This window comes from Sphingomonas sp. (assembly GCF_036388215.1).
Classification (GTDB): domain Bacteria; phylum Pseudomonadota; class Alphaproteobacteria; order Sphingomonadales; family Sphingomonadaceae; genus Sphingomonas.
This window is the reverse complement of sequence record NZ_DASVSH010000012.1, coordinates 174,687-182,449: the sequence shown is the minus strand read 5'-3', so window position 1 is coordinate 182,449 and position 7,763 is coordinate 174,687. Positions and strand designations below refer to the sequence as shown.

General features: G+C 65.3%; 7 protein-coding genes. 4 read left to right on the top strand and 3 right to left on the bottom strand.

Annotated features, from left to right (window positions below; translation table 11 throughout):
* Positions 1 to 31: 31 nt before the first annotated feature.
* Entirely contained in the window at positions 32 to 1,165 is a 1,134-nt protein-coding gene (locus tag VF617_RS06305) for a phosphoserine transaminase (protein ID WP_331014013.1), read from the bottom strand.
* Between the two features lie 170 nt (positions 1,166 to 1,335).
* Between VF617_RS06305 and VF617_RS06300 the strand changes: the two genes are divergently transcribed.
* Positions 1,336 to 2,019: an extensin family protein gene (locus VF617_RS06300; protein WP_331014012.1), complete on the top strand. Its 684-nt coding sequence runs from the start codon at positions 1,336 to 1,338 to the stop codon at positions 2,017 to 2,019.
* 36 nt (positions 2,020 to 2,055) lie between these two features.
* A complete protein-coding gene (locus VF617_RS06295) occupies positions 2,056 to 2,955 on the top strand; it encodes an LOG family protein (RefSeq protein WP_331014011.1) in 900 nt (299 codons plus the stop codon).
* A 15-nt stretch (positions 2,956 to 2,970) separates the two neighbouring features.
* On the opposite strand, the gene VF617_RS06290 is transcribed toward VF617_RS06295, so the two are convergent.
* The gene (locus VF617_RS06290) at positions 2,971 to 3,636 is read right to left on the bottom strand and encodes a cytochrome c family protein (protein ID WP_331014010.1); all 666 of its coding nucleotides are present in this window, start codon (positions 3,634 to 3,636) and stop codon (positions 2,971 to 2,973) included.
* Positions 3,637 to 3,736: 100 nt separating this feature from the next.
* Here VF617_RS06290 and VF617_RS06285 point away from each other — a divergent pair, with 100 nt between their 5' ends.
* Together VF617_RS06285 and VF617_RS06280 are read left to right on the top strand one after the other, a co-directional pair.
* Positions 3,737 to 4,627: a prephenate dehydratase gene (locus VF617_RS06285; RefSeq protein WP_331014009.1), complete on the top strand. Its 891-nt coding sequence runs from the start codon at positions 3,737 to 3,739 to the stop codon at positions 4,625 to 4,627.
* Between the two features lie 328 nt (positions 4,628 to 4,955).
* On the top strand, positions 4,956 to 6,587 hold the full coding sequence (locus VF617_RS06280; protein ID WP_331014008.1) for a hypothetical protein: 1,632 nt from the start codon (positions 4,956 to 4,958) through the stop codon (positions 6,585 to 6,587).
* 22 nt (positions 6,588 to 6,609) lie between these two features.
* Here VF617_RS06280 and VF617_RS06275 read toward each other — a convergent pair whose 3' ends face one another.
* Positions 6,610 to 7,755, bottom strand: coding sequence for a cytochrome-c peroxidase (locus VF617_RS06275; protein WP_331014007.1), 1,146 nt, complete (start codon positions 7,753 to 7,755; stop codon positions 6,610 to 6,612).
* Between the last annotated feature and the right edge of the window lie 8 nt (positions 7,756 to 7,763).

Here is a 7,763-nt window from a genome sequence, read left to right as displayed (position 1 = left end):
CCGACCCTCTCCCCTGAAGGGGAGAGGGAGACTAAGAAGCCTTGGCAGTCGCGTAGGCCCAGTCGAGCCATGGGCCGAGCGCCTCTATGTCCGCGGTATCGACGGTGGCGCCGCACCAGATACGCAGGCCTGGCGGCGCGTCCCGGTATCCCGCCACGTCGAGCGCCGCACCCTCGGCCTCGAGCAAAGACGCCATCTTCTTGATGAGGGCTTCGTCGGCACCCTCCACGGTCAGGCAAACGCTGGTCTTCGAGCGAATCGATTCGTCCGCCGCAAGATTGCCCAGCCAATCGCGACTGGAAACGATCTTCTCAAGTGCTGCGGCATTGGCATCCGAGCGCGCGATCAGCCCTTCGGCCCCGCCTACCGACTTGCCCCATTCGAGCGCGAAGATCGCGTCCTCGACGGCCAGCATCGAGGGCGTGTTGATCGTCTCGCCCTTGAACACGCCCTCTGCGAGCGCGCCCTTGGAGACCAGGCGGAATACTTTCGGAAGCGGCCATGCCGGCGTGTAGCTTTCGAGCCGTTCGACCGCGCGAGGACCCAGGATCAGAACGCCGTGCCCGCCCTCGCCGCCCAGCACTTTTTGCCAGGAGAAGGTGGCGACATCGATCTTGTCCCAGGGCAGATCATAGGCGAACACCGCGCTGGTCGCATCGGCGAAGCTCAGCCCCTCGCGGTCTGCGGTGATCCAGTCGCCATTCGGCACGCGCACGCCCGAAGTCGTGCCGTTCCAGGTGAACAACACGTCGGTGGACCAATCGACCGCATCCAGATCGGGCAATTGGCCGTAATCGGCGCGAATGATGGTGGGATCGATCTTGAGCTGCTTGACCGCGTCGGTCACCCAGCCTTCGCCGAAGCTTTCCCAGGCGAGCGCGGTCACCGGCTTGGCGCCGAGCATCGTCCACATCGCCATTTCGAAGGCGCCGGTGTCCGATCCCGGCACGATGCCGATCCGATGCGTATCGGGGAGCTTGAGCATCTCGCGCATCAAATCGATGCAGTAAGCGAGGCGCGACTTGCCGATCTTCGAGCGGTGCGAGCGCCCGAGAACTTGGGTGTCTAGTTTTTCGGGGCTCCATCCCGGCGGCTTGGCGCAGGGGCCGGAGGAAAAGTACGGACGCGCCGGCTTATGCGCCGGGCGGGCAGGTAACACAGTCATTTCAGTCTCTCCTTGCAGAGAGCACGCGCGGCGTTGGGACCGCGTGGCCCGCCGACGGCCCTAACGGCGGCGAAACGAAAGTCAATCGCGCTGCACCGCGGCAAGGCGTAATTATGTGCGCAGTGCGTTTGCTTAGTCGGCGTTAACTTCGTTTCAGTTAGGACAGAGCAATGCGTTTCGCCCTGTTCCTGGTCCCCCTCTTCCTTGCCGGCTGCATGTTCGGGGGGGACGACGACGACGCGCCGCGGCCACGACCCGGGCCGATCCGCGAACGCGCTTCGGGACCGATCACCCTCAACGGTCCCACGCCGCGCGCGACTCAACAATGCTTCACCGATCTGGCGCGCGAGGATGTGCGCTATTCCGGACTCCCGGACCGCGATTTCGGCGGCGGGTGCGTGGTCACCGGAGCGGTGCAACTGCTGGACATCGGGGTCCCCGTCACCGGGCTAAAGTCGATGCGCTGCGAACTGGCGCGCAGCTTTGCCGCGTGGGTTCGCTTTGCAGTGGCGCCCGCGGCGAAGCAGATTCTGGGCAGCGAACTGGCCCGTGTCGAGACTTTCGGTACGTATGCGTGCCGGGGCATAATCGGCGGGGGCGCGGCGACCGCGGGCCGGATTTCCGAGCATGGCCTGGGCAACGCAGTGGATGTTTCGGGTTTCGTGCTCCGAGACGGCCGCCGGATCACGATCGAGAAGGGCTGGCGTTCCGACAACCCCGAGATCAACGAATTCCTCCGGACGCTCCACCAATCCGCGTGCCGGCGCTTCAGGACCGTGCTCAGCCCCGATTACAATGCGGCGCACTACAACCACCTCCACCTGGATATGGGGCGAGGACCCTTCTGCGCGTGATTGCAGCCGCCCCGCATTGCGCTTAAGCTGGTTCGAATGAGCAACGAAACAAGAGTGCCGAGCCGGGTCTTCCAGCCCGCACGCGAAGAAGCCGCCAGCGCCAACACCAATAGCGGCACCCCCCAGACCGAGCATCCGGCCTATCGCCTCGCATTCCAGGACATGGATTTCCTGCTGCGCGAGGATCTGCGCCCGGTGCGCTTCCAGCTCGAACTGCTGAAGCCGCAGCTCGTGCTGGACGAAGCGAACATCGCCTCGACCTTCGTATTCTATGGCTCGGCGCGCATCCCGGAGCCCGAAAAGGCGCGCGCCATGCTGGAGGCAGCGGAGGGAGACGAAGCGCGGAAGATCGCCGAGCGGCTCGTCGAGAAGTCAAAATATTATGATGTGGCGCGCGAATTGGCCCGCAAGGTCAGCGTCTTTCCGCGCGACGAGGCGGGCAAGCGGCACTTCGTGGTCTGCTCGGGCGGCGGGCCATCGATCATGGAAGCGGCGAATCGCGGGGCGGCGGATGTCGGCCAGGAATCGATCGCGCTCAACATCGTCCTGCCGCACGAGCAGGCGCCCAATCCGTACGTCACTCCCGCGCTGTCGATGCAGTTCCACTATTTCGCGCTGAGGAAGATGCACTTCCTGCTCCACGCGCGCGCACTTGCGGCGTTCCCGGGCGGCTTCGGCACGTTCGACGAATTATTCGAGCTGCTGACGCTGATTCAGACCGGCAAGATCAAGCCGATCCCGGTCTTGCTCTATGGTCGGCAATTCTGGGACCGGGTCGTCAATTTCGAAGCCCTGGTCGAGGAAGGCGTGATCGCCGCGCGCGACCTGAAGCTCTTCCACTATTGCGAGACGGCTGAAGATGGCTGGGAAGTCGTCCAGAAATTCTGGCAGGATCGCGAGCAGGATATGATCAGGACGACCAAGGCCGAGGCCTGAAGGCCGTCGCCGAGCCTAGTGGCCCTTTTTCTCGGCCTGGATCTTCGCCTGCGGATCGATCGACGTGGCGCCGGTGGCGGGGCTCGTGTCGTTCGAGAGGTTGCCCGTGTCGTCGTGCGCGGTCACATTGGCCTCGGCCTGCGTTTCGCCAGCGGCGGGCGCGGCGGGAAGCGGCAGGTTCGAGCCCTGCGTGTTCAGATAGGCGATCACGTTCGCGCGCTCCTGCGGATCACCGATGCCGGCGAAGGACATCTTGGTGCCCGGCGCGTACTTCCGCGGTGAAGTCAGCCACTCGTCGAGCGCCTCGAAGGTCCAATTGCCCGGCACGCCCTTCAGCGCGTCCGAATAGGCGAAGCCCGGAGCATGGCCATGCGGCTTGCCCACCGTGGCGTAGAGGTTCGGGCCAAGGCCGTTGGCGCCACCCTGGGCGATGGTGTGGCACGAGATGCACTTCTTGAACGTAGCTTCGCCCTTGGCGACATCGGCGCTTGCAAGGCGCGTAGCGATGGGGATTGCCGCCGCGGCGCCGCCTTCGCCGGCTTCCTCGACGCCCTCGATCGGATAGCCCATTTTCTCCGGGCGCTCGTTATGGAACACCATCCCGCTGACGATCGACAGCCCGAGCGCGGCAATGCCGCCAGCCAGCGCCCATCCTGCGATCGTATTCGTGCGGTCTTCCATCTTCAGGCCCCAAAGCAAATTCGAGACCCCTCTAGTGCGCGACTTTGCGCATCGCAAGCCGCTTGCCGGGCAGGATAACCCCGGTTAATCGCCGCCCTGCATGGAGAATTTCGCAGCGCCAGCCCGGCCGATCGTCGCGGCGATGATCGAGCAAGCCGTCGCCGCGCCCCGGCGCGCCGTCGCCTTCCAAGGCGCGCCCGGGGCGAATTCGCATATCGCCGCGATCGAAGCCTTTCCCGGCGGGCTGCCCCTGCCCTGCTTCTCGTTCGAGGATGCGATCGACGCAGTGAAGGAAGGCCGCGCCGATTGCGCGATGATCCCGATCGAGAATTCGCTCCACGGCCGCGTCGCCGACATCCACTTCCTGCTCCCCGAATCGGGGCTGACGATCACCGGCGAGCATTTCCTCCCGATCCGCTATGCGCTGATGGGGCTCGGCGGTCTCGATCAAGTAAAGCAGGCGATGAGCCATCCCCAGGCGCTTGGCCAGTGCCGGCAATGGCTGAAGGCGCACGGGATATCGCCCGTCTCCTATCCCGATACGGCGGGCGCCGCCGCGGTGGTCGCCGAAATGGGCGATCCGGGGGTCGCCGCGCTGGCCCCGCCCCGCGCCGCCGAGCTTTACGGGCTGCGCGAGCTCGCGAGCGACCTGGCCGATGCCGAGCACAACATGACACGCTTCGTCGTGCTCGCCCGCGCCGCGCCGCCGCACGGCGGAGCGGGTCCGTTCATGACGACCTTCATCTTCGAAGTGAAGAACGTGCCCGCCGCGCTCTACAAGGCGCTGGGCGGCTTCGCCACCAATGGCGTCAACATGACCAAGCTGGAAAGCTACCAGCGCGGCGGCACCTTTGCCGCGACCGAATTCTATGCGGACATCGTCGGCAGCCCGGCCGATGCCGCGGTGGGCCGCGCGCTGGACGAACTGCGCTTCCACACCAAATGGACGCGCGTGCTGGGCACCTACCCCCAGGCGCGCGAGCGGCCGTAAAGCGCCCGCCACCGCGAAAGGTTAGTAAAGGTTAGGCCAAGGACCGCTTTTCCCTCGCGGCTTAGCTTTGCACTTTTCACGCGAATCGTGAAATAAAATTGCGGCCGCGGATAACATCATTGCGCAAGCTCTGGCCGGGGCGGAAAAGTCAAAGAGCGCGCATCGCGCTGCCCCGTCAAGCAAAAGCCGATGATTTCCTACATTGCAATGGCGCGGCACGATAACCGTATGGCGCCGCGGCTGCGGGAAGGCTCCGCCTTGCGCCAGACCGAGTTCGAAGGGGGACACAAGTGGTGCATTTCATTGAACTAAAGCGTATGCAGGCGTCATGAGCAGCAGTCCCATCTCCCCCTCGCCCCGTCCCGCCAGCCTCGTGTCGCGCCGCAGCGCGCTGGCTATGCTTTCGTCCACCGCGGTGCTTGCCGCATGCAGTAGCGGCGTGGGCGGCGGGGGCGGGCCGACGCCCACGCCGACGCCGACGCCGACGCCCACCCCGACTCCGGGGCCCGTCACGGGTCCCGCATGGTTCGGCTATGGCCGCGATGCGCAGCATACGGCGGTGAGCGCTATCGCATCGCAGAATCTGGGGCGGATCGCATGGACAACGCCGGTCGATCTCGCGCCGCAATATACGCCCAGCGGGGCGCTGCTCACCCATTACGGCTCGCCCGTCGTGACCACGAACAACAATGTGGTGATCCCGGTGAAGACGACGGCGACCGGCACCTACCGCGTCGAAGGCCGCAACGGCGCGACCGGCGCGCTGCTGTGGTCGACCAACACCGACTATCTCATGCCGCCGCGCAACTGGCTGCCGCCGTACAATCTGCTTCTCACGCAGACGGGCCGCCTCTATGCGCCGGGTGCGGGCGGCAAGCTGCTGATGCGCACCGACGCGGACGCTGCGGTCGGCGCATTCGTCAACCACGTCTTCTTCGGCGCAGCGGCCTACAACGCCAATCCCGCGGCATATGACGCCACCGTGTTCATCAACACGCCGCTCACCTCCGATGCCAATGGCAACATCTTCTTCGGATTCCAGGTGACCGGTGCGAACCCGGCGGGGCTGGTGAGCGGCATCGCCCGCGTTGCGCCGGACGGCACGGGCATCTGGGTGAGCGCCGCAGCGGCGGCCGGCGATGCCACGGTCCAGAAGCCCGCGATGAATTGCGCACCCGCCATCTCGATCGACGGCGGCACGGTCTATATCGCAGTCAACCGAGGATCGACGAACGCGACGCAGACCGGATTCCTGCTCGCGCTCAACAGCACGACGCTCGCCACGCGGGCCGCGGTAGCGTTGAGGGACCCGAACACGCTCACGAACGCACGCATCAGCGACGACGGCACGGCGGCGCCGGTGATCGGTCCCGACGGGCGCGTATTCTACGGCGTGCTGGAAACGACCTTCCCGACGCACAATGCGCGCGGCTGGCTGTTGCAGTTCGACGCACTGCTCAATCCGGTGGGGGTGCCGGGCAGCTTCGGATGGGACGTCTCGCCCAGCGTGATTCCTGCTTCGATGGTGCCGTCCTATACCGGCACGTCTACCTATCTGCTCGCGCAAAAGTACAATAATTACAACGGAGTGGGCACGGGTGACGGGCTCAACCGGCTTGCCGTGCTCGACCCCAAGACGAGCCAGGCCGATCCGATCGTGCCGAGCGTGCAGGTGATGCGCGAAGTGATGACGATCATCGGGCCCACGCTCGACGCGGGCTCGACCACCGCGCGCCGCGAATGGTGCATCAACACGATGGCCGCGGATCCGCTGCGCAGGTCGATCCTCGCGAACAACGAGGACGGCGTACTCTACCGCTGGGACCTCGCCACGAATACGCTTTCGGAGAGCGTGCGGCTCAATTCGGGGCTGGGCCAGGCCTATACGCCGACGCTGGTGGGCGCCGACGGCGCGGTCTACGCGATCAGCAATGCGATCATGTATTCGATTCGGGCGTAGTTTCCCGCCCAGGCAAGAATACTCACCGGCGAAACGGATCGCTGAAACGCGGATCCTTAGTCAGCTCGGGATCGGTGAGCGTCATCAGGAAAGCAACGAGCGCCGCCCGATCGGCCGCGCTGAGCTTCATGCGTCTTGGAGAGCGGCCCTGGCGCAGGCGATTGTCGAGCGCGGGGCCTTGCTGAATGCCGTGATCGTAGAAATCGATCACTTCGGCCAGGGTCGCGAAGCGGCCGTCGTGCATATAGGGGCCCGTCAGGCCGACGTTACGCAGCGACGGCGCCTTGAACAGGCGCTTCTCGCCAGCGTCCAGTCCATTGCTTCGCGCATCCGCCGCCAAAGCGAAGGTCGGCGGCACGTGGCAGGAGGAGCAGCCCGCGCCACCCTGTGCGGCGCTCGTCATGAACAATTTGCGGCCACGGTTTTCCTGAGGGCTGAAGTTCGGGAGGTCGGCATTCAATGCGCGATCCGGCGCGGTGGGTGAGAAGACCTGCGCATAGCCCGTGTCCCACCGGCTCGAACTCGAAATCATCGCGCGGACGAACTGGGCGAGCGCCTGCTGGATGCGCGGTTCGGTGATCGTCGAGCTGCCAAAGGCCCAGGCGAACAGATCCGGATAATAGGCGGTTGCGCCCATTTTGCGGATCAGGGTGTCGAAGCCGCCCGCGGCCCCGCCCCAGCCCATTTCGACCAGGCTGTGGAACGGGATGCTCGCCTGCGCCTCAACGCTGGCCGCGCGACGATCCCAGAAGGTGGAGCCGGGCTGCCAATAACGCAGATTGCCGAGCCGCATCGCGTGGAAATCGGTGGTGGCGGCGCCGCTGATCCCGTTGCTGAAGCGCATCGAATCGGTGAAGCCGAGCGCCTGCTGGTGGCAGGAGGCGCACGAGGCCCGATCATTGGTGCTCAGCCGCAGATCGTAGAACAGCACGCGCCCGAGCGTCGCGACTCGATCATTGACGGGGTTCGACCCGGGGCTGTTGTCGAGCGCCGTAACGGTTTTATCGAAATAGGCGGGAAGCGCCGGCGCAGAATATTTGGCGACGCTTGCGAAATCGATCGTAGTAAATTTGGCAACGCCTGCGGGTGTGCGAGATGGTTGAGCGCTTTCCCCACCGCACGCGGCCAGCGCGAGCGTCACGGCGCTCGCGATCAAATGCCAGCGCATCGCCACCC